The organism is Actinopolymorpha alba DSM 45243 (assembly GCF_000373925.1).
Taxonomy (GTDB): Bacteria; Actinomycetota; Actinomycetes; order Propionibacteriales; family Actinopolymorphaceae; genus Actinopolymorpha; species Actinopolymorpha alba.
In genome coordinates, this window is the sequence record NZ_KB892742.1 from 81,306 (window position 1) to 104,898 (window position 23,593).

Below are 23,593 nucleotides of genomic sequence, written 5' to 3' on the forward strand. Positions count from 1 at the left end.
TCATGCCGCCCACATAGTTCGGCGAGGGCCGAAGTGTTTCGTTCCTAGGGTGCCGGCATGACGAACCCGCAGCCGAACGACGTCCAGACTGCCCGCGATGCCCCGACGACAGACGACCGTGACCCCGCCACGCTCGTCCCGACCATGGTCGACCACGTGCTGGCCCTCGCGGCGACCTGGACGAACTGGAACGGCGTACCAGCCCCGATCGAGGACCGGATCTACACCCCGCACAAGGCGATCCGCCGCGTCGCCGACCATCTTGTCGATCACCTCGCCGAGCTCGAGGCGCGTCTCGTCGGGGAGCTTCCGCAGCCAGACCACTGGCACGCGTCGGCGATCACCACTGAGGCGGACCTCGCGCCGTTCACGCAGGTTGATCTTGACGAGGCGCGCAGCCGGCTCACCCGACTCGCCCGGACCTGGACGAACCGCCTCAACGCCCTGACGCCCCAACAACTCGACCAGTCGCCCGGGCCGGGGTGGACGTTCCGCCAGCTCGCCTTCCACCTGTCGGGGTCGGTCTACTACGCGGACGCGATCGGCACCCTCGACGCCAGCGGGACGCGGACGCCATGACGAGGTTCTCTGCCCTGCACCGTGCGGGTGCTCCGCTGTTGCTCCCGAACGCCTGGGACCACGCGTCGGCAGCCGCCCTGGCCGCGCGGGGGTTCGAAGCGATCGGAACGACGAGCCTGGGAGTGGCCGCGGCGGTCGGCCTGCCCGACGGGGCAGCCGCGACGAGAGCCGAGACGCTCCTTCTCGCGCGCCGGCTCGGAAGGGGGCCGTTCCTTCTGTCCGTGGACGCCGAGGGCGGCTTCAGCGACGACCCGTCAGAGGTGGCGACCCTCGCCCGGAAACTCGCCGCCGCCGGCGCGGTGGGGATCAACCTGGAGGACGGCCGGCCCGACGGCAGGCTCGCTCCCGTGGACCTGCACACGGCGAAGATCGCAGCGGTGAAGGCAGCCGTTCCCGATCTCTTTGTCAACGCTCGTACCGACACGTACTGGCTGGGAGTCGGGACCGACGAGACCTGGCGGCGGCTCGACGCCTACCAGCGGGCTGGCGCCGATGGGGTGTTCGTCCCAGGTCTGTCCGACCCGGCAGGGATCGCGGCGCTGGTGAAGCGTCTCGACGTACCGCTGAACATCCTGTACACCCCCTCCGGCCCGAGCGTCGCCCACCTTGGTGAGCTGGGCGTCGCACGGGTCAGCCTGGGGTCGCTGCTGTTCCGCACTGCTCTCGGGGCGGTGGTGGAGGTTGCGGTGGGGATCCGCGCGGGCCGGCCGGTGGGCGAAGGAGCGCCGACGTACGCCGATGTGCAGAGCCTGGTGTCGCGTCCATGAGGTGTTGAAGCGGTGCGGCTTTTCGAAGCACCTCCGTTACTTGGCCGCGAGCGGCGGACACGTGTCGGACATGACGGGTTTCTGTAGCGTGCGATCTCCAAGCCGCCACGGGGGTGTGTTCGGAGCTAACCCCGGGGCCGGTTCAAGCGAGCGGGAGGATCAAGGTGCGCGGGTTCGCTGTGTTCATACCGCCTGGGGCGGTGTCCTGGCCGTGCCTGGACTGAGCCCTGCCGCGCCGCGAGGCATCTGGTCAAACCGAGGCTTTCGGAGGTATTGGGCGGCCCAGGCGGTCTCGATGGCCGGCGACCACATCACGGCAATTGCTATCCCGGTCCTCGCCGTGACCGTGCTGCACGCGGGTGCGGAAGAAATGGGAGTTCTCACCGCGGCGGGCCAGTTACCGCTTCTGCTATTCGGACTGCTGGCCGGAGCCTGGGTGGATCGAGTACGTCGACGCCGACTCCTCATTGGCTGCGACCTGGCGCGGGCGGCCCTTATCGTGCTGATCCCCGTTATCTACATCGCCGACGCGTTGACGATGCCGCTGCTCATCAGCGTCGCGTTCGCCGCGGCAGCCCTGGGCGTCGCGTTCAACATGGCAGCCGTGGCGTTCCTACCCAGCCTTGTCGCACGTGACAATCTGATCGAGGCAAACACCCGGATCACTCAAACCCGCGCGGTCGGGCAGATCGCTGGCCCTGGTCTCGCGGGCGTTGTCGTTCAGACTCTCACGGCACCCATCGCGATCCTGCTCGACGCCGGCTCGTACGTTCTCTCCGCCGTCCTGCTACGCCGGACCGGACTCAACGACCCCAAGACAACGGAGCAGCACCATCCAAAGCTCGCAACCGCTGTCATCGAGGGTTTGAAGTACGTCTGGGCCAACGGCCTGTTACGCCCAAGCGCCGCCTGCGCGGCGACGTACAACCTGTTCAACGCAGCGTTCGTCGCCCTACAGATTCTTTATCTGTCTCGACATCTTCAACTCAATGCGACAGAGATCGGCTTGGTCCTGGCAGCGATCGGTCCGGGCGCACTCGTTGGTTCCGCACTCGCCATTACAGCGAGTCGGCGGCTCGGCATCGGCTTCACGATGATCGCCGGCCTTCTGATTACCAGCCTGGCCAATGTCGCTGTGCCACTTGCTGCTGGGCCGCACGTCCTCATGCTGGCCATGCTCATGGCCGCGATGTTCCTCAACGGATTTGGCCAACCGCTCTACAACATCAACCAAGGCAGCCTTCGCCAAGCCATCGTGCCGCTGCCGATGCAAGGACGAGTCCAGGCCACTCTCGCAGTCCTCGCCAGCGGGGCGGCCCCACTCGGCGCCCTCGCCGGAGGTTTCCTCGGAGCCAGACTCGGCGAGCAGTCGGCGCTCCTCATCGCCGCCGCCGGAACCACCCTCGCCTGCGGATGGCTGATCTGCTCTCCCATTCGGACACAGAAAGAACTACCAAGCACCGAAACAACCACCGCCCCTGACCAGCCCACGGCAGCGTGAGGGCTACCCCGACCAGGTACGCTCGCGTGGTGTCGCTCGGTGGCGTTGAGTTCCGTGTGGCGGATAGTCAGGTTGCGCCCGAGATCGCCCTAGTGGCCTGCTGCTTCGGGTCTCCACTTCGTTTGGCGGATGGCCGGATGTCGAATACCGAGGCACATCTGAGCCTGGTTGCGGTCGCGCCCTCGTATTGGGGACTGGGATACGGCGCCGCGGTGCTGAGATATGCCGAGCAGTCACTCGCGGCCATCGGGTACAAGAGAGCGCGGCTACACGTGCTTCGGGACAACAGCAGAGCGCGAAAGCTGTATGAGCGTTGTGGCTGGACATTCCTCGGTGACGGTGAACCTCACGACGAAGGCCCGCAGGTGGTCTACGAAAAGCGATTGTGGTTGGGCCGGCCACGTGAAGTCGGGGACGATCAGCGACGTCGAAGGCATTCCTCTCGATGAGTTCTCGATGAGTGGGTTACGTCAGACGGCGAACAGCAGGGCGGCGCTGATGAGGACGACGACGGCCGTGGCGAAGTGGATGCCGAAGGCGACCGCCTTGGGTCCGCCGTTGCGCAGCACGATCAGGGTGTCGCCCAGCGGGTTCAGCGCCACGACGAGCATGAACCAAGCTGCCGCCTGGGTTCCGACGAAGGCGATCAGGGCCAGGCCGAGGATGCCGTAGCTGAAGTCGCGCAGGCCCTTGATGGTCAGGTAGGCGCTGGGCTTGGCCGGGACGCCGTAGCCGGTGGCCGCGGCCTCTGGCCGCAGCAGGAACCCCGCCCCGATGAAGAGGACGAACAGATCGAGAACGATGGCCAGGCCGTACGCGGTGGTGGTGAGCATGGGTCTTGGTCTCCAGTATCTAGCGCCGCTAGAGATTGAGTCGACGCTAGCATACGGGCGACAGGAGATGTAGCGGCGCTAGGATCGCTGTCATGTCGATACAGGCGCGCCGAGAGCGCGAGCGGGTCGGCCGGGAGCGGTTGATCATCCGGGCGGCCAGGGAACTCGCCGAGGCCGAGGGTTGGGAGGCGGTGACGACCCGGCGGCTGGCCGAACGCGTCGAGTACAGCCAGCCGGTGCTCTACAGCCACTTCAAGGGCAAGGACGCGATCATGGCGGCGGTTGCGGTGGAGGGGTTCGCCGATCTCGCCGCCGAGATGCGGGCCGCCCGTACGTCGGCGAGCGATCCGGAGCAGGCCCTCGCCGACGTCGCCGCCGCGTACGCCATGTTCGCCGAGCGGCGGCCGGCGCTCTACGACGCGATGTTCAACCAGGCGGTCAGCCTGCCGTTCGCCACACCCGAGGCGCCGGCCGCCCTGCACGCCGGCTTCGACGAGCTGCGCCAAGTGCTGCGACCCATCGCCGGAAACGACAACGAGGATGTCCTCGCCGAGGTGCTGTGGAGCGGGCTGCACGGGCTCGTGACGCTCATGCGCGGCGGGCGGCTCCCGCGCGAACAGCATGAGCAGCGGCTGGCGCTGCTCCTTCGACGCTTCGCGGGGCCAACGGGCTAGGACCGGGCGGCGCTCAGCGTTCGGGCAGGGTCGGGTGAGGATCTGTGGGGGCGATGTCGATCATGGAGCTGGTGATCGCCCAGCGTTCGTGGTCTCGCCAGGCACCGTCGATGAACAGAAGCTCCGGCGAGTAGCCCTCGTGGCGGAAGCCGACTCGCCGGATCAGCCTGAGGGACGCCTGGTTGTCAGGCTGGATCTGGGCTTCCAACCGGTGGAGGCGCAACCGCTCGAAGGCATGGCGTACCACCAGTTCGAGTCCTTCGGTCATGTAGCCCTGGCCCGCGGTGGGGGCGAAGGCAGCGTAGCCGACAGAGCCACATTGGAAGCGTCCGCGGATGATGTTGTTGATGTTGACCATGCCGGCGATGGCTCCTGTGCTCCGCACGCAGATCAGCAACGCCTCTTCGTTGGGCTGCTCATACCGCGTGAGATAGGCCTGGAACGCCTCTGGAGTGGAGGGCAAGGACATCCACGGGTGGTGCAGGTCGATGCTGGCGTCCACCAGCTCCAGAAACTCGCTCTGATCACGGCTGGTGAGCGGGCGCAGGGTCACCCTGCTCGAACCATCCTGTCGGTCGGCCAGGAAAGCCTCGATGGTCGAGTCAGCCTGCCCCGCGACCTGGGCTTCGTCGTTCTCAGTCACGGATCGCACGGTAGCGGCGCCTGGGACGGGACCTTCGACCGCGGCCGTGATCGTGGCGCGTTCAGGTGGAACGGGTGTCGTACTCCTCGCGATTGCCGAGCACCTCGTCCATGTGCGCCTCGGCCCACTCCTTGATGGCGCGCATCAGGTGGTGGAGTGAGAGGCCGAGGTCGGTCAGCTCGTAGGTGACGGTGACCGGCACGGTCGGCGTCACGGTGCGGGTGACCAGGCCGTCGCGTTCGAGAGAGCGCAGGGTCTGGGTGAGCATCTTCTGGCTGACCCCGGCCAGCCGGCGGGACAGCTCGGAGTAGCGCATCGACTGCGGCTCGCCGGTGCAGTCGCCTGCGGGGTGGGGTCCGTCGCTACCGAGTGCGGCCAGGATCAGCGCGACCCACTTGTCGGAGATCCGGTCGAGCAGCTGGCGGCTGGGGCAACCCGCCAGGAACGCGTCGTAGTCCGCCTTCACCTGTGACCTCTTCTGGGCCGCCGTCATTGTTGGCATCGACCGCTCCTCCCTACCGGCGGGTGACCTACGCACTTCGAAGTGCCTACTTCCCGTTGGAGAGTAACCCAACCATCGTGATGTAGCACAACCATCGAACACAGGCCATGAGGAGCGAAACCATGAGCACCTCCACCTTCCGCACCGCCGTCGTCCGTGCACCGGGCGAACCCGACTCGATCGAGATCATCGACGTTCCCGTCGTGGAGCCCGGGCCCGGCGAGGTCCGGGTCGAGATCGCCGCCGCGCCGGTCAATCCTGTCGATCTCGGGGTCGCGGGCGGCTTCTTCCACGCCCTGGGCCTGATCAACCAGCCCGAACACACCGGCTTGGGCTGGGACTTCGCCGGCACCGTCGTCGCCACTGGCCCCGGCGTGGACTTGCCCGTCGGCACCCGGGTCGCCGGCCTGGTGGTCGGCTTCGACCGCGACTTCGGCACCTACGCCGAGCAACTCGTCGCGTCGGCCTCCGACCTCGCTGTCGTGCCCGACGGGCTGGACCTGATAGCGGCGTCGACGGTACCGCTCAACGGGCTGGCCGCTGCCCAGATCGTCGACCTGCTCGGCGACCCGCGGGCCGACGGCAACCGGCTGCTGGTGACCGGAGCGGCCGGCGCGGTTGGTGGGTACGTCGTCTCGCTCGGGCAGGAGCGCGGCTGGGAGGTGACCGGCCTGGCCCGAGCCGCGGACGAGGAGTTCGTCCGCGGCCTCGGTGCCGACTTCACCACGCACGCAGAGCCGGGATGGGACGCGGTCGCCGACGGCGCGGCGTTGCAGGAACGGGGTCTCGCCCTGGTCCGCGACGGTGGGGCCTTCGTCGGCGTCCGGCCGAACGCCGCGCCGGCCGCGGAGCGGAGGATCACCGTAGCCACCGTGGTAGCGCACCCCGACGGCCCTCGACTCGGCGACCTGCTCGACCGCACCGCGTCCGGCGAGCTGCCAGCCCGGGTGCACGCGGTCGTGTCGCTGGACCAGGTTGCCGACGCCCACCGAACCGTGGCCAAGGGTGGAGTACGCGGTCGCTACGTGCTCACGCCCTGACCAACTCGGTTCCCCAGGTGCTCGCGCGCCCTCACCGGCCCAAGGGCCTGGCCCAGGTCAAGCGCCTCCCCGGGGTAAGAACTCGCCAACACAACAATCGCGAACCAGTCGGTGCTGCCTGAATGGACCTCGGCAGTTCGTCCCACATGAGACGGCGATTGGGGCCAGACCGCACGCGGGACCGGTGGCTGGTAGCTACCGGTCCCGCGTTTCGCCTGGTCAGGCGCTGCGGAGGATAGGGGATTCGAACCCCTGAGAGGTTTCCCTCAACACGCTTTCCAAGCGTGCGCCCTAGGCCAACTAGGCGAATCCTCCGCGCGAGAGAGTACCCGTTCGCCGCCGCGTACGACGAACCGCCCCTGGTACGTGGCCGAGGTAGAAGCGCGGACACGGACTCACCGGCTGCCGGGCCCACACCACGCGGCGGCCTCGCGTAGACTGCTCCGCGGCTCCCCGCGCGGCGGCATCTTGCCCAACCCCCCCAGGGCCGGAAGGCAGCAAGGGTAAGCAAGCTCTACCGGGTGCGCGGGGAGTCCTTTCGTCTCCTCGCCATTGTCGCTTTCGCGCGATCTGGGCAGGACCCGCCCGCGGGCTGCCCGTTCGTCGGTGGGGCGGGCTAGGGTTCCCTATCGTGGAAGCGCCGCTCGCTCTTTACCGTCGATACCGGCCGGAGACCTACGCCGAGGTGATCGGTCAGTCTCATGTCACCGAGCCGTTGCAGCAGGCGCTGCGTAACAACCGCGTGCACCACGCGTACCTCTTCTCCGGTCCGCGCGGTTGCGGCAAAACGACGAGCGCCCGGATCCTCGCCCGCTGTCTCAATTGCGAGAAGGGCCCGACGCCAGAGCCGTGCGGCACCTGCCAGAGCTGCCTTGACCTGGCCCGCGGTGGACCCGGCAGCATCGACGTGATCGAGATCGATGCGGCCAGCCACGGTGGCGTCGACGACGCGCGCGACCTGCGCGAGCGGGCGTTCTTCGCTCCGGTCTACGCGCGCTACAAGATCTACATCGTCGACGAGGCGCACATGGTGACCACGCAGGGATTCAACGCCCTGCTCAAGCTCGTCGAGGAGCCACCCGAGCACCTGAAGTTCATCTTCGCGACAACCGAGCCTGACAAGGTCATCGGCACGATTCGTTCGCGCACCCACCACTACCCGTTCCGGCTGGTGCCGCCGAAGATCCTGCAGGACTACCTCGCGCAGCTCTGCGAGCGGGAAGGCGTCCCGGTCGATCCGGCGGCGCTGCCGCTCGTCGTCCGTGCGGGTGGCGGGTCGGTCCGTGACACCCTCTCGGTCCTCGACCAGCTGATGGGTGGTTCCGGTGACGACGGGGTGACCTATGCACGTGCGGTGGACCTGCTCGGGTACACCCACGACGCCCTGCTCGACGAGGTCATCGACGCGTTCGCGGCCGGCGACGGTGGAAGTGTGTTCGCGGTCGTCGACAAGGTGATCGAGTCGGGGCAGGATCCGCGTCGCTTCGCCGAAGACCTGCTACGCCGGCTCCGGGACCTCGTGATCATGTCGGCCGTGCCAGACGCCGCGTCGCGCGGATTGCTCGAAGGTCCACCCGATCAGGCGGAGCGGCTTTCGGGGCAGGCCGCGCGGTTCGGGACGGCCGAGCTCACCCGCGCCGCTGACATCGTGAACGCCGGACTCACCGAGATGCGGGGCGCGACCGCGCCGCGGCTGCACCTGGAACTCATCTGTGCCCGGGTCATGCTTCCCGGCGTCGACGAGTCCGAGCACGGCCTGCACGCCCGGCTGGACCGGCTCGAGCGCCGGCTCTCCATCGCCGGCAGCGGCGGCGTGGCAGCCGCCGGAGAGCCTGCACCCGCCAGCACCCCGGTCGCACCGCGGTCACCAGGCCAGGCTTCGGCCCCGCCGCCCCCGATGCCGGAGCGGCCGACACCTCCAGCGGCGCCCAGTGCGCCAGCTCCTTTACCTACGCCATCGCCGGCCCCTTCACCTGCGCCATCGTCGGCCCCGTCGCCGGGCTCGGGGGAGGACGCCGACGCGCCGGCTGGCACACCGTCGGCCGTCGAGCGTTCGCGGAGTTCATGGGACACCTCTGCGCCCGGCCACACACCCGCGCCGCGCGACACCACCCCGGCCGCGGCGCCGCCACCCCGGCCGCATCCCGCCGCCGAGCCCTCCGGCCCCTCGCCCGCACAGGCAACGCCGGCGTCCTCGACCGAGCCGGGCGGCATGGGTCTTGCGGACGTACGCCGGCTGTGGCCGGACGTGCTCGACGCGGTCAAACGGCGGCGCCGGTTCACCTGGGTGATGCTCAGTCAGAACGCCCAGGTCAGCGACCTCCACGCCGGGATCCTCACCGTGGCGCTCGTCAACGCCGGGGCCCGCGACTCCTTCGCCCGCAGCGGAAGCGACGAGATCCTGCGCGAAGCCCTTCGCGACGTGCTGGGAGTCGACTGGCGGGTCGAGCCCATCATCGATCCGTCCGCCGGTGGCGGAGGTCAGAGCGGCGGAGGCGCCGGAGGTGGGGGCGGCGGTTCGTCCCACGGCGGTGGTTCGTCCCACAGCGGTGGTGCCGGTGGCCGGGGCGGTGCGAGCGGCCCGGCCGGGGCCAGCCCGGCCAGCGGTGGAGGCAGCGGCGGCAGCGCTATCACTGGTCGACCAGATCAGCGCCCGCCTGGTCCGGATCCGGGGCCAGCCCCAGCCGGGTCGGCGGCTCCGGCGAGCAGCGGCTGGGATGACGTCCGCACGGTACGCCCGCCCAACTCATCCCCGCCTGATGCGGGTGCTCCGCCATCATCGACGTCAAACGCGACCAACTCGGCCGCACCCGCACCGGCATCACCTGGGGCCGCGTCCACGACGACCTCCGCGCCGCGGGTCAGCCGACCCAGCGCGCCTTCCCCGCAGGACACCGCAACGGTGCGGTCCGCACCGCCGCCGGCCCAGAGCGCCGCGCCGGCATCGAACGCACGTGCCCGCGCGGCCGCCGCGGCCGCGGCGTACCAACCCAGTACGCCGGCCCACGACCCCGACGAAGACGTCGACCCCGACACCGACGACGCCCTCGCCGAGTCGCCGACCTCGCACACCGACCTGATCATGCGGGAGTTCGGTGCCGAGATCATCGAGGAACTCCCGGCCGACGCGCCCTAGAAGCAGGTCCAGGAAACCTGCGCCAGGAGCGCGCCGGCGGGTGACTCAATCACTCAGGTGATCACCAGGAGGGCGTGCCCGTCGAGCACTGTTACCCGGGTGTGGACGTACCCGTCCCGGTAGGCATGGTCGAGGGGCGTGCCGTCCGGCTGCAGGGTCACGGACGTCGGCGCGGCGTCACGGCGAACCGCGACCGGCACGTCCACCAGGGGGAACGGGTCGGTGACAAGGTCGAGCGTTCCCTGCCGCGACGGCAGGTAGCTCAGCAGGTGAACCACGGTCGTGCCATCTCGACCTTCCTGCACGGAGGTCTCCAGGTGAGTAGGCCCGCCGGCCCGCAGGAGCGGGTCGGGAAGCAGCCGGGCCAGGACCGCGCCGAAGATCTCGCGGTAGGGGACGTTGGCGTGCCGCCCGAACGCCTCGAACCACGGCAACGCGATCGTGACGACCGAGCCGTTCTGGGTGATCGCCGCATAGTCGGAGACCCGGTCTGGCGGGGTGTAGCTGTGACCGCTGAAGTGCTCCCAGGTGCGTTCGAAGTAGGGCTCCACGACGTGGGCGAGGACGTCGGCACCGGCTGGCTTGATGCGGAGGCCGCGCTCGTAGACCACGGTGTCGAAGTCGGGTGTGCACCCGCGTAGCTTGTCGCCCAGCCGCACGCACGTGTGGGTGTACGGCGAGTCACCCTCCACCGTGATGGCCTGCTCCGGCAGCAGCGGCTCCCCGTCGGCGCCGACGGCGGAGGACCCCACCAGCACCAGACCTCCGCCACCGTCGACGTAGGTAGCCAGTCGTCCCCGCAGCTCCTCGTCGACGACGGTGGACTCCGGCACGATCACGACCCGGTAGGCCGTCAGGTCCATCTGAGGGCTCACCACGTCGAACTGCTGCCGGCATTGCTGCAGCGTCCGGATAGCTCCGACCGCGCTGTCGTCGATCTCGCGGTGCGGAGTGTGGCCAGGTCGGCGGTCGGGGTTGACGAGGAGCGCGACCTCGCTGACGACGCGGGTGCCGTCCGTGAAGGGCTCGCAGGCGGCGAGGTGGCGGTAGACGTCACCGATCAGTTGGTAGGTGGTCTGGTTGGTCGCACCGCGCGGATGCAGGAGGTCACCCGTGCTGACACCCATGCCGAGGCTCAGCAACTGGCAGCATTCGTACTTCAGGGCGGCCGCCGGCTTGAGGGCGGCGTTGTCGCCCCAGGACTTGTGGAACCTGCCGGTCATGCCGAAGACGGGTTGTCCGTGGGCGCGGACGAAGCGCGCGATGTACGGCGTGTAGGAGTAGCCCCAGCCACCGGTGGGCAGCGCCTCGACCTCCTGGTGGGTGACCAGATGGCCTTCGTCGCCGACGAGGATCCGCGGCCGGGAGTTGAAGAAGATGCTCGCCGGCTGGCTCCGACCCTGCGCGGCGCGGATCATGTCGCGGTAACGGGTCATGTACTCCCGGGCGACGAGCCGGGCATAGCGAGCCCGGTCCAGCTCGTCCTGGGGATCGAAGCCGCGGGTCCGCATCCCTCGCAGGGCCCACTGACTGGCGCTGGGCTGGTCCCAGCACATGTCGAGGAAGATCCCGTCGACCGGCGCGTAGCGGCGAAGCACCTGGTCGAGTTGGTCAGCCAGGTAGTCCTGATAGGGGCTGGACATGTCGAGGATCTGCCAACCCGGCTCGAGGGCCGAGTCTGACCTCTTGACCTGGCGGAGGTCGGGATGGAGCGCGATCCACTCCGGATGGGTGTCCGCGGCGTACTCGTCGCACTGGACGCTCAGGTAGATCGGCGCCTTGATGCCGACAGCGCGCAACGCGTTGATCTGCTCACCCAACAGGTCGAGGTCGGGGGAGAGACCAGGGTGGCGCGCCGGGTGATCCGTGTCGAAATAGAGGTGGCCGTGGTGGCACTTCCCGAACACGGTCACGCTGTCGACGCCCGCCTCCTGGAACGTCTTGGCGAAGGTGACCGGATCGAAGTCGCGCCCGACGTCCGGGACGTGTGGTCCGGTGTGGAAGTCGAGGTGGACGTGCCGCTTGGGGATGTACGGGGTCTCCGTGGCGGCCGGCAGGGTCATGCGGTCCTCCAGAGCCGGTGGGCGGGCGGATCGTATGGCGGTCACCGTCGTTGGCGGCCATGAACATGATCGATGGAACGGGCGGGCATCTGACCCTCCTGGCCGGTCATGGACGCCCCACTCAGGTGGTCCATACCGGTATGGGACTATGGACACTCGTGCGGAGACCCTCAAATCCATTTGCCGGTATGCCACGCGAGGTCTTCGTCCTCGCCACCATCGCTTTCTCAGTCGCCATTGGGTTCGGGGTCGTCGCTCCCGCCATTCCCGTGTTCGCTCGCGACTTCGGTGTCGGCCACACCGCGGCCGCGGCGGTGATCTCCGCGTTCGCGTTCATGAGGTTCGTGTCCGCGCTCGGCGGCGGCCGGCTGGTCGACCGGCTGGGCGAACGCACCGTGCTGTCGGCGGGCACCTTCTTCGTCGCCATCTCGACGAGTCTCGCGGGAGCGGCACAGAGCTACCTCCAACTTCTCCTGCTGCGTGCGGTGGGCGGGATCGGCAGCGCGATGTTCACGGTGGCGGCGGTGTCGCTGCTGCTTCGGGTCGTCGACGCCGAACACCGCGGCCGGGCCAACGGGCTCTTCCAGGGCGGATTCCTCGCCGGCGGTCTGATGGGACCGGTGGTCGGCGGGGTCCTCACCGAGGTGTCGCCCCGGGTGCCCTTCTTCGTGTACGGCGCGTCCCTGGCGGTGGCCAGCGTGATCGGCACGGTCTTCCTGGCCAAGGTGAACCTGCATGACCGGGCCGCGGGCAAGGAAGAGGCCGAGGAGCGGACCACGCTCCGCGAGGCGTTCGGCAACCGCGCCTACCGGGCCGCACTCGTCACCAACCTCGGCACTGGTTGGGCGCTCTTCGGGGTGCGCTCCAGCCTGGTGCCGTTGTTCGTCGTCGAAGGGATGAAGGTCGGGGCGATCTGGACCGGCATCGGATTCCTCGTGAGTTCGTTGGTGCAGGCGGTCCTGCTCATGCCCGTCGGGCGCTTCGTCGACACCGTCGGGCGCCGACCCGCGATGATCCTCGGCGGCCTCATGTCGATGGCCGCGATGCTCCTCGTGACGTTCTCGTCGGCGTTGCCGGCGTACCTGCTCGCGATGGGATTGTTCGGCGTCGGCTCGGCGTACCTCGGCGTCGCACCGGGGGCGGTCGTCGGCGACGTCGTACGAGGCCGGGGTGGCCAGGTCGTGGCGGTCTTCCAGATGTCGGCTGACCTCGGCTCGATCGTGGGCCCGCTGGTGGCTGGGATGCTGGCGGACAACCTGTCCTTCGGCGCGGCGTTCGGCGCCACCGCGGGCATCCTCGTCTTCGGGCCGTTGCTCGCGGTGCGGATGCCCGAGACGAGGTATGCCCCGCGGCCGGTGGCCACCGCGGCCATGCAGCCGCCGGCTTCACTGCCGGCGGCCGGAGGCGACGACGGGCCATGCCGATCAGACGCGACCGCCAAGGACTCCGCCTCGCGCTGACGCCTGGGGCTAGAGGTCGCGCGACCTCTGGGTCAGGAAGAGCGGCCTAGCTTCGCACGGCCCGGAGGCCCTTCGCGGTGCGTACGAGGTCGCGCTCGGCGTAGCGCTCGCCGTTGATGGTCACCGACACCGCGACGCCGGGCGCCTCCCACCAGAAGGCCTCGTCGGCGGTGCGGTAGCCCGGTCGGCCGTTGTTGTCGAACGCCTTCAGCTTCCACTCGGCGGGGTCGCGCTCGTGGTAGTCGGCGAGGTAGTCGCGAAGTGCCTCGAGGCTGGTGAGTGAGGCTCCCCGCATCACCTTGACCGTGAGGTCGACGCGGTAGGCGCCGTCCTTGTCAGGTCCGGTCTCCCAGACCCTGCTCCGATGGGTGACGCCTTCCCATTCGTACTCGAAATCCGTCACGAGCGAACCAAGCCCTCGTGGCAGGACGCAGATCGCGAAGCCGTCGAGGACGGGTGCGACCGCGCACGGGTCGCTGTGGCCGGTCACAGCAGGAGGATAGGGGGCCGGTGCGGCGAGTGCTGGTGTGCTGGTCGCACTGGCTCCAACGCATGCGGCGCCGACCATGAGGCCGACCGTGAGCGCGATTCGTGCCGCCCTGCGAGGTGTCGCCATTGACATCGATTCCTCCAAAGGTTGCTGACGAAGGTGGGTGAAGTGGACGGGTCATGAGGGGGATGAAGGTGGTGAGGGTGCCGGCGTGCTCGCGGCCGGCGCCGTCCATGCTCGTGGCCGCGGGGGGCCCGGCGAGGCGGTCGCGTCGCGGCTGTGGACAACGCAGCCGATCGGGAAGCTGTGGACAAAACGTGCACACGCTGGCCCACACGCCACGCCGGAGCACTGGAGGACCTGGTCCCATCAGCGGGCCATGTGAACAACTCGTCAGGATTCCCGTCGCGGCAGGGGTCCGGCCGCGCGCTGGGGGTGGGGCATCGTAGGCTCGACGTACGCCGGTCACCCCGCCCGTGACGCGGTCGAGCAGCCGCTTGCGGCCGAGACGAGGGAGATCATCGTGTTCCCTGGCGGAACGCCCGATATGCAGCAGCTACTTCAGCAGGCGCAGCAGATGCAGCAGAACCTCCTGTCCGCGCAGGAGGAGCTCGCCCAGGCCGAGGTCAAGGGCACCTCTGGCGGTGGTCTCGTGACCGCGGTCGTCAACGGCGTCGGCGAGCTGCAGCGCCTGGAGATCAAGCCCGAAGCCTGCGACCCCGACGACACCGAGACCCTTGGTGACCTGGTGGTCGCCGCGGTCCGCGACGCGGCGGGCAACGCGCAGGCACTCGCGGCACAGAAGCTTGGCCCGCTCGCCCAAGGCCTCGGCGGCCTTCCTGGTGGGTTGGGTCTCCCGGGCAGCTAGCCCGGGCATCGGCGGGTGAAGAGAGCAGAGGCGCACTGTGTACGAGGGCGTCGTTCAGGACCTCATTGACGAGCTCGGCCGCCTGCCCGGCATCGGGCCGAAGGGTGCCCAGCGGATAGCGTTCCATCTCCTCGCCGCTGACCCCGTCGACGTACGCCGCCTGGCCGAGGTGCTGTTGCAGGTCAAGGAAAAGATGCGGTTCTGCGAGGTATGCGGCAACGTCGCGGAGGAGGAGCGCTGCCGCATCTGCCGCGACACCCGCCGGGACCCGTCCGTGCTCTGCGTCGTCGAGGAGCCGAAGGACGTCGTGGCGATCGAGCGCACCCGGGAGTTCCGCGGCCGTTATCACGTACTCGGCGGTGCGATCAGCCCCATCGAAGGGATCGGCCCCGATGACCTTCGGGTGCGTGAGCTCATGGAACGGCTCGCCGACGGAGCCGTGCAGGAGGTCATCCTGGCGACCGATCCCAACCTCGAAGGCGAGGCAACGGCCACCTACCTGGCCCGCATGCTGAGCCCGCTGGGCTTGCGCGTCACGAGGCTCGCGAGTGGACTGCCGGTAGGCGGCGATCTGGAGTACGCCGATGAGGTCACGCTGGGCCGTGCGTTCGAAGGAAGGAGGCTGCTCGATGCCTGAAAGCAGCGACCACCCCGCCCAGGCGCGGCTTGGTGCCGATGTCCCAGCCGCATCCGGGGATGGGTCGGCGGACCGGCCGGTGAGCGGTGTCGCCGACGGAGCGGATGAAGCTCTTCACGAAGACACGGGGGTCGAACACGTGCCAGCTAGTGATGTCGAGGATTTCGCTCAGGAGATCGCTGACCAGGTCGAGAGCTTTCTCATCGCGCTGCGCGAGATCGCGCGGGCGGAGAATCACGCGACCGCCGTTCCGATGCTCCTGCTCGAGGTGAGCCAGTTGATGCTGGCCGGTGGCCGGCTCGGCGCGATCACCGACGTCGTGCCCGTGGAGCGCTTCGAGCCTGACACCGGACCAGACCCCGACCTCGACGAGTTGCGCGAGCGGCTGGGTTACCTACTCGCCGATGTCGACGTCTACACCGAGGTCTTCGATCCCTACAGCCAGCAGCAACCCGAACTCCTCCACGGCCGGCTCTCCGACGACCTCGCCGGGATCGCGGCCGCGCTCGTGCACGGGCTCAAGCACCACCGTGCCGGGCGGATCGACGAAGCGTTGTGGTGGTGGCAGTTCTCCTACCTCTCGAGCTGGGGTTCGGAGGCCGGTGCCGTCCTGCGGGCTCTGCACTCGGTGGTGGCGCACGCCCGACTCGACTCCGGCGCGGACGACCGGGTGCGTGCCGAGGACGCCGCGGCGGCGGAGGTCCTTGGCGACGTCGTTCGTCATCCCTGAGCGGCGTTGAGCGTCCTGTGCCAGAACGCTAGCGGCCGCCGGCGTTGTCGGGGACCTGCCGCCGACCGGCGCCGAACGCACCACCCACCGCTCCTTCGGGGATCAGGTTCGCCCCCACCGACTGGCCGCGTCAGCGCGGGAGCCGCCGCCAGATCGCGCGGGGAAGCAGCCGGAGCACCGCGAACACCGGCCTGAGCTGGGCCGGAGCCCAGACCGTCTCACGGCCGAGGGCGAGGCCGGCGGTCACCGCCCGCGCTACTTCGTCAGGTCCGGTGGCGAACGGCCCGTCGGGCATCCCGGCAGTCATCTGCGTACGCACGAACCCGGGCCGCACCACCATGACCTTCGCGCCCGACCCGGCGAGCGCGTCACCGAGCCCCTGGGCGAAGCCGTCGAGTCCGGCCTTGGCTGCGCCGTACACGTAGTTGGCCTTGCGGACCCGCACCCCCGCCACGGACGACAGTACGATGAGGGTGCCGTGTCCCTGCTGGCGAAGGATCTCGGCGACCGCGAGCCCGATCGAGACGTGGCCGGCGAAGTTGGTAACGGCCGACTCGGCCGCTGTCACCGGCGACCGCTCGTACTCGGGCGTCGAGCCGAGCACCCCGACCGCGTCGATCACCACGTCGAGGTCGCCCACCTGCTCGACCACGCCGGCGAGGAACGCCTCGTGCGTGGCCGGCGCGCTGATGTCGAAGTCGGTTGTGTGGACGGTAGCCCCGGCCTGCTCGAGTCCGCGTACGGTCTCGTCGTCGGCCTTGCCACCCCGGACGGCGAGCACCACCGACCGGGCACCGCCGTCGACGAGCCGGCGCAGGATCGCGAGGCCGATCTCGCTGCGCCCGCCCAGCAGGAGGACGGACGACACGGCGCCGACGGCGTTCTTCACAGCGGCTCCTTCTCGCGGGGTACGTCGGAGGATCGGGGTCAAAGGTCGAGCCGGCGGGCCAGGTCTGACCGGAGTACGCCGTCGGGATCGACCCGGGACCGCACTGCCCGCCAGTCGGCGAGCCGGGGGTACATCTGGGGGAGCAGGTCCGGTCGCAGTGTCGCATCCTTCGCGAGATAGACCCGCCCACCCGCCGCCGCGACTCGCTCGTCGAAGTCGCGCAGCATCCCCGCAAGCCGCCGGTCACCGACGGGAATGTCGAGCGCGAGGGTCCATCCGGGCGCGGGAAACGACAGCGGGGCCGGGTTGCCCGCACCGAACCTCTTCAGCACCGCGAGGAACGACGCGACTCCCGCGCTCGAGAGGTCCCGCACCACCGAGCGCAGCGCGTCCTCGGCGCCGAACGGCACGACGAACTGGTACTGCACGAACCCGCGCCCGCCGTACAGGCGGTTCCATCCAGTAACCCCGTCGAGGGGGTGGAAGAACGCCGCCAGCGACTGGATCTCGCCCCGGCGTTCGCGCGGCGCCTTGCGGTACCAGAGTTCGTTGAACGCCCGGACCGTCAGCGGGTTGAGTAGCCCCGGCGGCGCCCAGGGCGGGGCGGACAGCCGCGGCCTCGGGTCGAACGCCAACGGGTCCCGCCGCCCGCGGGCCGGAAGCTCGTGGATCCGCGCGTGGTGGCCCCGGGTGAGCACGCTCCGCCCCATCGCCGGGCCACGAGCGAGCAGGTCGATCCAGGCGACGGTGTACTGGTAGCGGTCGTCGGTCGACGCCATGATCGCCAGCGCCTCGTCGAGGTTGGCGGCGCGTTCGGTGTCGACCCGGATCCGTGACGTCTCGACGGGAACGCACCGGAATGTCGCCTCGGTCACGACCCCGGTGAGCCCCATGCCTCCGACGGTGGCCCAGAAGAGCTCCGGGTCGGTCTCGGGCGAGACGTCCCTGACGTCGCCGCCGGGCAGCGCGAGCGTGAACGAGTGGAGCGCCGCCCCGAAGGAGCCGTCGACGTGGTGGTTCTTGCCGTGGACGTCGGCGGCGATCGCGCCCCCGACCGTCACCTGGCGGGTTCCGGGCGTGACCGGGACGAACCACCCGAGCGGCAGCAGGTCGCGCATCAGCCGGTCGAGGCTGACGCCGGCGGACGCGGTGACGGTGCCGAGCTGGGGATCGACGCGGAGGTTCGGGGCCAGGGCGGTGCAGTCGAGGACGAGCCCGCCGGCGTCCTGTGCGGCGTCGCCGTACGACCGGCCGAGTCCACGTGCGATGACACCGCGCGGCGGCGGGTCGGCGAGCAGGGCCGCGACGTCCTCGGTCGACCGGGGTTTGGCAACCCGCGCCGCGGTCGGGGCGGTGCGGCCCCACCCGGACAGCATGACGGTGGCAGCGTCGGGAGTGTCGCCGTCCCGGCGTTCAGACGACATACACGCCCACCGTGAGGCAGCAGGCGAGCAGCAGCCCTGACATCAGCAGCATCCGGTCCTTGACGACGATCTCCTCCGGCGCCTCGCCGGCGCCCGCGTCGATGAGCATGGCATAGCGGAGGATGCCCACCGCGAACGGCACGATGGACAGGCCGAACGCCAGCCGCGACAGCCCCTCGTGCAGCTCGAACGCCCACAGGCAGTACGACACGAGGAGCGCGCCCGAGGTGGTCGCCCGGACGTAGGACAGGAACTCCCGGGTGTAGAGCCGCAGGGTGGCCCGGGAGTCACCCCGCTCGCCATTGCGAAGCTCCGCCTCCCGCTTGCCGGCGACCACGAACAACGACCCCAGCGTCGCCACGATGAGGAACCAGCTCGACACAGACACGCCAACCGCGGCGGCGCCGGCGACGGCCCGCAGGACGAAGCCGCCGGCCACGCTCACCAGGTCGAGGATCGCGACGTGTTTAAGCCACAGAGAGTAGGCGGTCGTGAGGAGGACGTACGCCGCGATCACGACGGCGAGGTATCCGCTGCCGGTGAGGAACGACAGGGCGACGCTGGCGAGCAGACCGGCCACGCCCCACGCGTAGGCGAGCGGCACGGGCACGACCCCGGCCGCCACCGGGCGGTGCTTCTTGCGCGGATGCGCCCGGTCGGCCGCGGCGTCGCGGGCGTCATTGATGAGGTAGGTGCCGCTGGCAGCCAGGCAGAACGCCACAAATGCCAACGTGACGTCGAGGACCGCGGCACCCTGCGTGAGCACTCCGGCCGAGGCGGGCGCGGCGAGGACGAGGACGTTCTTGATCCACTGCCGGGGACGGCAGGTCCGCACGAGTCCGACCGCCCGCGCCATGGCTGGCCGGTGCGCCGTCGCTGGCCTCGTTGCGGTGGTCGTCACGTCGCGAACTCCTCCCGGTCGCCGCGGCCTCAGCGTCGTCGCATCCTAAGGGTCTGTGCCGGAGTGGCTTGGTCATTCCTGCGTTCGACCACCAGATGGTGGCCTCGGAGCCGACCCGGCCCCGGTCGTGCTGTATCGGTTCAAGCGGGCGCCAGCCGGGGTCGCGCTGTTTCGGTTCGCCTTCGTCGCCGTAGACGTGGGCTAGGTCGTGGTAGCGGTGGTGAGCCAGCTTGGTGCCAGGCGGTTTCGCAGGCTCGGCCTCGGTCGGCGATGTTGGCTGCGGCGTTGAGGTCCGCATGCGCGGTATGCCCGCAGCGCTGGCACACGAACACGTCACGGGCAGGCCGGTTGTTCGGGTCGATGTGGCCGCAGCGGGCGCATCGCTGGGAGGTGTGCGCGAGGTCGACCAGCCAGGCGCGGCGTCCAGCTTCTTCCGCTTTGACGCACACCCATGTCGCCAGCCGTCCCAGCGCCACATCCTGCAACGCGCGGTTCAACCCGGACTTCGCGGCCACGTTGCGGCCCGGGTTGTCGATCGTTCCCTTCGCCGAACGAGTCATCGACGCCAGGTCAAGGTTCTCCAACGCCACAACCTCAGCCTGTGCGACCAGCTGCCGGGCGGTCTCGCGGGCCCAGTTGTCGGTGCGCTGGGCGACCTTGCGGTACTCCCGAGCGATCCTTCTCGCCAGCGCACGCCAGGACCGCGAAAACTTCACCTTCCGGGCCTGGCGTCGCTGCAACGCGGCGATAGTCTCCCTGGCCTGGCCCATCCAACCCGGCATCACATGCAGCTGCCCCTCAGAGGTCGCCAACGCCACCGCCACACCACGATCGGCCCCCACCACCCGCCCAGCACCCGATTCCCGCCCGTTACCCAGATCCGAAGGGGAAGCGGCGCGGAGCGGTGTGACGTCTTTGAATCCGACGCTGGCCCGCCACACCCACTTCGGATGCTCGCTGGTGCCGCCGGCACGGCGGCGGGTCACGCTCAATGTCACCGGAACCCCACCACGGTCGGCGAGGCGAGCGAGTTGCCGCCCGGCGGATTTGGGTAGTCGGATCGTGCCGACACCCTGAATGCGTAGCAGGCGGCGATCGATGTTGACCTTCCAGGATGTGGGTTCGTCCCAGCTGGCGGTGTGGAACCTCCGGCGGGACCTGAACCGCGGATAGCCTGGCGCGCGACCGGCTTTGACACGGCGGTAGAAGCCGGCGAACGCCTGCATCCAACCGCCGCAACGCCCCACGGATCGCTGGATCCCCCACGCGAGCACGTCATCGCGCAGCCCACGCAACCCTTTGATCTGGGTGAACTGATCGAACAGCGACACGCTCTTGTTGGCGCGTCGCCAGGCCTCACGGCGTTCCTGCAACCCAGCGTTGTACACCTCACAACACGCGGCCAGCAGCGCCAACAACCCCCGCTCCTGCCCAGGCGAAGGGTCGAAAGCGAACCTCGCCTTCCGACACACAGCTGCGTCCAGGCCGTCGACCACCAGACGGCCAAGGCCATACCGCGGCGCACGCTCCCTCGACAAGATCACGATGCCCAGCATTTCACCGGGCACCGACAACATTGGATGACGCAGCCTAGCCATCCGAAGGCAGCGAGATCTTGAACTACTACCTAATTTCCGAACACCCCTAACTTGTCACGGATGGCCCGGGTTCCGCGTTCCTCCGGCCAGTTCACGCTCTCGTCATATGGACGGCCGGGCTGCGCCGGGTCGCGCTCGGTAGACTGTGGCGCGGCAACGGTGCCGACCAGATGCCGGTGCGCCGCCGGCCTCTCGATACTTCCTTAACCGACACCTCTTTCAATCGAGACTTCCTAACCGCCGAGCAGGAGCGTTTCCGTGGGCCTTGTCGTGCAGAAGTACGGCGGCTCGTCGGTGGCCGATGCCCTGGGCATCACGCGTGTCGCGCAGCGGATCGTCGCGACCAAGAAGGCCGGCCACGACGTCGTCGTGGTCGTCTCGGCCATGGGCGACACCACCGACGAACTCACCGATCTCGCGCAGCAGGTGACCCCGCTGCCGCCGCCGCGGGAGCTCGACATGCTGCTCACGGCCGGTGAGCGGATCTCGATGGCCCTGCTGGCGATGGCGATCCAGAACCTCGGCCAGGTCGCGAAGTCCTACACCGGTAGCCAGGCCGGCGTACTCACGACGTCCCACCACGGCCGCGCCAAGATCATCGACGTGACTCCGGGCCGGATCCGGCAGGCCCTGGAGGAGGGCGCGGTCGCGATCGTCGCGGGATTCCAGGGCGTCTCCCAGGACACCAAGGAGATCACCACGCTCGGCCGGGGCGGGTCTGACACGACCGCGGTCGCGCTGGCCGCGGCTCTGGGTGCCGACGTGTGCGAGATCTACACCGACGTCGATGGGGTCTTCACCGCCGACCCGCGGATCGTGCCGAGCGCCCGCCGGATCCCGCGGATCAGCTACTCCGAGATGCTCGAGATGGCGGCGTGTGGCAGCAAGATCCTGCATCTGCGCTGTGTGGAATACGCCCGGCGCTACCAGATTCCGATCCACGTGCGGTCGTCGTTCAGCGCCAAGATCGGCACCTGGGTCGCCGATCTGAAGGTCCTACAGGCGGCGCGGCAGGCCCGCGTCGTCGACACTCCCAGTGCGTCAGAGGAGGGTGAGATGGAGCAGCCGATCATTTCCGGGGTTTCACATGACCGGAGCGAGGCCAAGATCACGGTCGTGGCGGTGCCCGACAAGGTTGGCGAGGCTGCCCGCATCTTCAAGACGCTCGCCGACGCCGAGATCAACATCGACATGATCGTGCAGAACGTCTCCGGCATCGCCACCGGTCGCACCGACATCTCGTTCAGCCTTCCCCGCGCCGACGGTCAAGTGGCGATGACGGCCCTGTCCCGGATCAAGGACGAGGTCGGTTACGAACAGTTGCTGTACGACGACCGGATCGGCAAGGTCTCCCTGATCGGTGCCGGGATGCGCACCAACCCGGGCGTCGCCGCGCGGTTCTTCGCCGCGGTCGCTGAGGCCGGGGTCAACATCGAGATGATCTCCACTTCCGAGATTCGGGTCTCCGTCGTGGTCGACGAAGATGACGTCGACAATGCGGTCGCCGCCGCGCACCGCGCCTTCGACCTCGACTCTGACGAGGTTGAGGCCGTGGTCTACGGCGGGACCGGCCGGTGAGGGCAGCCGGGCGGCCGACGCTCGCCGTCGTGGGAGCGACCGGCGCCGTCGGCACCGTCATGCTGCAGTTGCTCTCCACCCGGCACGACGTCTGGGGAGAGATCCGGCTCATCGCATCCCCGCGCTCGGCCGGCCGCCGGCTCACCGTCCGGGGCGAGGAGGTCGAGGTCGTCCCGCTGTCCGCCGAGTGCTTCGATGGCGTGGACGTCGCGCTGTTCGACGTGCCTGACGACGTCTCCGCGGTATGGGCGCCGCTCGCCGCGTCCAAGGGTGCGGTCGTGGTCGACAACTCCGGCGCCTTCCGGATGGACCCCGACGTTCCGCTCGTCGTTCCCGAGGTCAATCCCGAACTCGCCCGCAAGCGCCCGAAGGGCATCATTTCCAACCCCAACTGCACGACCCTGTCGATGATCGTCGCGGTCGGGGCTCTGCATCGTTCGTACGTCCTGGAGTCGCTGGTCGTGGCGTCCTACCAGGCCGCCTCGGGCGCCGGGCAGGCCGGCATCGACACGTTGTACGACCAGGTGGCGAAGGTCGCGGGCCACCGCGAGATCGGCACCCGGGCCGGCGACGTCCGCCGGATTGTGGGGGACGACCTCGGACCCTTCCCGGCGCCGCTGGCCTACAACGTCGTCCCGTGGGCGGGATCGCTGCGTGACAATGGCTGGACCAGCGAGGAGCTGAAGGTCCGCAACGAGTCCCGCAAGATCCTCGGGCTCCCCAACCTGGCGGTGTCGGCGACCTGCGTCCGCGTGCCGGTCGTGACGACCCACTCCCTCGCGGTCCACGCGAGGTTCGCCCGGCCGTTCCAGCTCGATGCCGTTCGCGAGTTGCTGCGCGACTCGCCCGGACTTCTGCTCTTCGACGAGCCGGAGGAGCTGGAGTTCCCGACACCGGCCGACGTCGTGGGCACCGACCCGACCTGGGTGGGCCGGCTGCGGCAGTCGCTGGACGACCCGCAGGCGCTGGACCTGTTCGTGTGCGGCGACAACCTCCGTAAGGGCGCGGCCCTCAACACCGCGCAGATCGCCGAACTCGTCGCCGAAGAGCTGACTCACGCCTGAGGGGCCCGCGGACGCGGGGATGCCGAGCGAGCCCTCGGATGGCGGCCTGAATGACCACGTATACGTGGTCATTCAGCGAGCACCCCGTGTCTGCCGGGTGCCGCCGTGACTGGCGACGGGCCAGGCGCAGCGGGTCTTAACGAGCAGTCAACCCGGGTGTCACGGATCCTCACCAAGATCGATGAGGCAGTGCGTTTCCGGCCAATCATGCCTAAT

General features: G+C 69.3%; 22 protein-coding genes, 1 tRNA gene and 1 other RNA gene. 14 read left to right on the plus strand and 10 right to left on the minus strand.

What is annotated here, in order from left to right; genetic code table 11:
• The first annotated feature begins 57 nt into the window (after window positions 1–57).
• The 4 genes from B141_RS0109355 to B141_RS52725 all read left to right on the plus strand — a co-directional run bounded on the left by B141_RS0109355 (window position 58) and on the right by B141_RS52725 (window position 3,296).
• Complete coding sequence (locus tag B141_RS0109355; protein ID WP_020574897.1) at window positions 58–579, plus strand: hypothetical protein; 522 nt, start codon at window positions 58–60, stop codon at window positions 577–579.
• Window positions 576–1,346 (plus strand): isocitrate lyase/PEP mutase family protein, encoded by a 771-nt coding sequence (locus B141_RS0109360; protein ID WP_020574898.1) that lies wholly within the window; start codon window positions 576–578, stop codon window positions 1,344–1,346. Before B141_RS0109355 ends, B141_RS0109360 begins: the two co-directional genes overlap by 4 nt.
• A gap of 70 nt (window positions 1,347–1,416) precedes the next feature.
• Entirely contained in the window at window positions 1,417–2,847 is a 1,431-nt protein-coding gene (locus tag B141_RS39780; protein WP_272944070.1) for an MFS transporter, read from the plus strand.
• Window positions 2,848–2,939: 92 nt separating this feature from the next.
• A complete protein-coding gene (locus B141_RS52725) occupies window positions 2,940–3,296 on the plus strand; it encodes a GNAT family N-acetyltransferase (RefSeq protein ID WP_420313583.1) in 357 nt (118 codons plus the stop codon).
• A gap of 21 nt (window positions 3,297–3,317) precedes the next feature.
• Here B141_RS52725 and B141_RS0109375 read toward each other — a convergent pair whose 3' ends face one another.
• Window positions 3,318–3,680 (minus strand): DUF4267 domain-containing protein, encoded by a 363-nt coding sequence (locus B141_RS0109375; protein WP_020574901.1) that lies wholly within the window; start codon window positions 3,678–3,680, stop codon window positions 3,318–3,320.
• Window positions 3,681–3,772: 92 nt separating this feature from the next.
• On the opposite strand from B141_RS0109375, the gene B141_RS0109380 reads away from it, so the two are divergent.
• Window positions 3,773–4,354 carry a TetR/AcrR family transcriptional regulator gene (locus tag B141_RS0109380; RefSeq protein WP_020574902.1) on the plus strand — a complete coding sequence of 194 codons (582 nt, stop codon included), beginning with the start codon at window positions 3,773–3,775 and terminating at the stop codon, window positions 4,352–4,354.
• Between the two features lie 13 nt (window positions 4,355–4,367).
• Here the strand turns inward: B141_RS0109380 and B141_RS0109385 are convergent, their stop codons facing one another.
• Together B141_RS0109385 and B141_RS0109390 are read right to left on the minus strand one after the other, a co-directional pair.
• On the minus strand, window positions 4,368–4,997 hold the full coding sequence (locus tag B141_RS0109385; protein WP_020574903.1) for a GNAT family N-acetyltransferase: 630 nt from the start codon (window positions 4,995–4,997) through the stop codon (window positions 4,368–4,370).
• Window positions 4,998–5,058: 61 nt separating this feature from the next.
• Window positions 5,059–5,499, minus strand: coding sequence for a winged helix-turn-helix transcriptional regulator (locus B141_RS0109390; RefSeq protein ID WP_026257050.1), 441 nt, complete (start codon window positions 5,497–5,499; stop codon window positions 5,059–5,061).
• A 122-nt stretch (window positions 5,500–5,621) separates the two neighbouring features.
• Between B141_RS0109390 and B141_RS0109395 the strand changes: the two genes are divergently transcribed.
• Entirely contained in the window at window positions 5,622–6,539 is a 918-nt protein-coding gene (locus B141_RS0109395; protein WP_020574905.1) for an NADP-dependent oxidoreductase, read from the plus strand.
• Between the two features lie 229 nt (window positions 6,540–6,768).
• Here the strand turns inward: B141_RS0109395 and B141_RS0109400 are convergent.
• Window positions 6,769–6,854, minus strand: a tRNA-Ser gene (locus B141_RS0109400).
• Window positions 6,855–6,983: 129 nt separating this feature from the next.
• Here B141_RS0109400 and ffs point away from each other — a divergent pair.
• Together ffs and B141_RS0109405 are read left to right on the plus strand one after the other, a co-directional pair.
• Window positions 6,984–7,080, plus strand: an RNA gene (ffs, locus tag B141_RS46745) — signal recognition particle sRNA small type.
• A 90-nt stretch (window positions 7,081–7,170) separates the two neighbouring features.
• Entirely contained in the window at window positions 7,171–9,675 is a 2,505-nt protein-coding gene (locus tag B141_RS0109405) for a DNA polymerase III subunit gamma and tau (protein ID WP_020574906.1), read from the plus strand.
• Window positions 9,676–9,728: 53 nt separating this feature from the next.
• Here B141_RS0109405 and B141_RS0109410 read toward each other — a convergent pair whose 3' ends face one another.
• Window positions 9,729–11,738: an alpha-L-fucosidase gene (locus tag B141_RS0109410; protein ID WP_020574907.1), complete on the minus strand. Its 2,010-nt coding sequence runs from the start codon at window positions 11,736–11,738 to the stop codon at window positions 9,729–9,731.
• Between the two features lie 188 nt (window positions 11,739–11,926).
• Between B141_RS0109410 and B141_RS39785 the strand changes: the two genes are divergently transcribed.
• Window positions 11,927–13,198: an MFS transporter gene (locus tag B141_RS39785; protein ID WP_020574908.1), complete on the plus strand. Its 1,272-nt coding sequence runs from the start codon at window positions 11,927–11,929 to the stop codon at window positions 13,196–13,198.
• Between the two features lie 46 nt (window positions 13,199–13,244).
• Here the strand turns inward: B141_RS39785 and B141_RS0109420 are convergent, their stop codons facing one another.
• Window positions 13,245–13,688 carry a hypothetical protein gene (locus tag B141_RS0109420; protein WP_063828583.1) on the minus strand — a complete coding sequence of 148 codons (444 nt, stop codon included), beginning with the start codon at window positions 13,686–13,688 and terminating at the stop codon, window positions 13,245–13,247.
• A 523-nt stretch (window positions 13,689–14,211) separates the two neighbouring features.
• On the opposite strand from B141_RS0109420, the gene B141_RS0109425 reads away from it, so the two are divergent.
• From B141_RS0109425 to B141_RS39790, 3 genes are read left to right on the plus strand one after another with little or no spacing between them, the layout of a single operon-like run.
• A complete protein-coding gene (locus tag B141_RS0109425) occupies window positions 14,212–14,556 on the plus strand; it encodes a YbaB/EbfC family nucleoid-associated protein (RefSeq protein WP_237742659.1) in 345 nt (114 codons plus the stop codon).
• A 37-nt stretch (window positions 14,557–14,593) separates the two neighbouring features.
• Window positions 14,594–15,193: a recombination mediator RecR gene (gene recR / locus B141_RS0109430; protein ID WP_020574911.1), complete on the plus strand. Its 600-nt coding sequence runs from the start codon at window positions 14,594–14,596 to the stop codon at window positions 15,191–15,193.
• Window positions 15,186–15,923: a DUF5063 domain-containing protein gene (locus B141_RS39790; RefSeq protein WP_020574912.1), complete on the plus strand. Its 738-nt coding sequence runs from the start codon at window positions 15,186–15,188 to the stop codon at window positions 15,921–15,923. The genes recR and B141_RS39790 overlap by 8 nt, the downstream gene beginning before the upstream one ends.
• A gap of 130 nt (window positions 15,924–16,053) precedes the next feature.
• On the opposite strand, the gene B141_RS0109440 is transcribed toward B141_RS39790, so the two are convergent.
• From B141_RS0109440 to B141_RS0109455, 4 genes are all read right to left on the minus strand, one after another.
• Entirely contained in the window at window positions 16,054–16,812 is a 759-nt protein-coding gene (locus tag B141_RS0109440) for a decaprenylphospho-beta-D-erythro-pentofuranosid-2-ulose 2-reductase (RefSeq protein WP_020574913.1), read from the minus strand.
• Window positions 16,813–16,850: 38 nt separating this feature from the next.
• Window positions 16,851–18,236, minus strand: coding sequence for a decaprenylphosphoryl-beta-D-ribose oxidase (locus B141_RS0109445; protein ID WP_020574914.1), 1,386 nt, complete (start codon window positions 18,234–18,236; stop codon window positions 16,851–16,853).
• Window positions 18,226–19,137, minus strand: a complete 912-nt coding sequence (locus tag B141_RS0109450) for a decaprenyl-phosphate phosphoribosyltransferase (protein ID WP_040420814.1) — start codon at window positions 19,135–19,137, stop codon at window positions 18,226–18,228. Before B141_RS0109450 ends, B141_RS0109445 begins: the two co-directional genes overlap by 11 nt.
• Window positions 19,138–19,277: 140 nt before the next feature.
• Window positions 19,278–20,681 (minus strand): RNA-guided endonuclease InsQ/TnpB family protein, encoded by a 1,404-nt coding sequence (locus B141_RS0109455; RefSeq protein WP_169512917.1) that lies wholly within the window; start codon window positions 20,679–20,681, stop codon window positions 19,278–19,280.
• Window positions 20,682–20,993: 312 nt separating this feature from the next.
• Between B141_RS0109455 and B141_RS0109460 the strand changes: the two genes are divergently transcribed.
• Window positions 20,994–22,313, plus strand: a complete 1,320-nt coding sequence (locus tag B141_RS0109460; RefSeq protein WP_020574917.1) for an aspartate kinase — start codon at window positions 20,994–20,996, stop codon at window positions 22,311–22,313.
• Window positions 22,310–23,377 (plus strand): aspartate-semialdehyde dehydrogenase, encoded by a 1,068-nt coding sequence (locus tag B141_RS0109465; protein ID WP_020574918.1) that lies wholly within the window; start codon window positions 22,310–22,312, stop codon window positions 23,375–23,377. Before B141_RS0109460 ends, B141_RS0109465 begins: the two co-directional genes overlap by 4 nt.
• Window positions 23,378–23,593 lie beyond the last annotated feature (216 nt).

Coding starts and splice junctions, on each gene's coding strand:
- B141_RS0109355 (WP_020574897.1), top strand. CDS start 58: ATGACGAACCCGCAGCCGAACGACGTCCAGACTGCCCGCGATGCCCCG.
- B141_RS0109360 (WP_020574898.1), top strand. CDS start 576: ATGACGAGGTTCTCTGCCCTGCACCGTGCGGGTGCTCCGCTGTTGCTC.
- B141_RS39780 (WP_272944070.1), top strand. CDS start 1,417: ATGACGGGTTTCTGTAGCGTGCGATCTCCAAGCCGCCACGGGGGTGTG.
- B141_RS0109375 (WP_020574901.1), bottom strand. CDS start 3,680: ATGCTCACCACCACCGCGTACGGCCTGGCCATCGTTCTCGATCTGTTC.
- B141_RS0109380 (WP_020574902.1), top strand. CDS start 3,773: ATGTCGATACAGGCGCGCCGAGAGCGCGAGCGGGTCGGCCGGGAGCGG.
- B141_RS0109390 (WP_026257050.1), bottom strand. CDS start 5,499: ATGCCAACAATGACGGCGGCCCAGAAGAGGTCACAGGTGAAGGCGGAC.
- B141_RS0109395 (WP_020574905.1), top strand. CDS start 5,622: ATGAGCACCTCCACCTTCCGCACCGCCGTCGTCCGTGCACCGGGCGAA.
- B141_RS0109410 (WP_020574907.1), bottom strand. CDS start 11,738: ATGACCCTGCCGGCCGCCACGGAGACCCCGTACATCCCCAAGCGGCAC.
- B141_RS39785 (WP_020574908.1), top strand. CDS start 11,927: ATGCCACGCGAGGTCTTCGTCCTCGCCACCATCGCTTTCTCAGTCGCC.
- B141_RS39790 (WP_020574912.1), top strand. CDS start 15,186: ATGCCTGAAAGCAGCGACCACCCCGCCCAGGCGCGGCTTGGTGCCGAT.
- B141_RS0109445 (WP_020574914.1), bottom strand. CDS start 18,236: ATGTCGTCTGAACGCCGGGACGGCGACACTCCCGACGCTGCCACCGTC.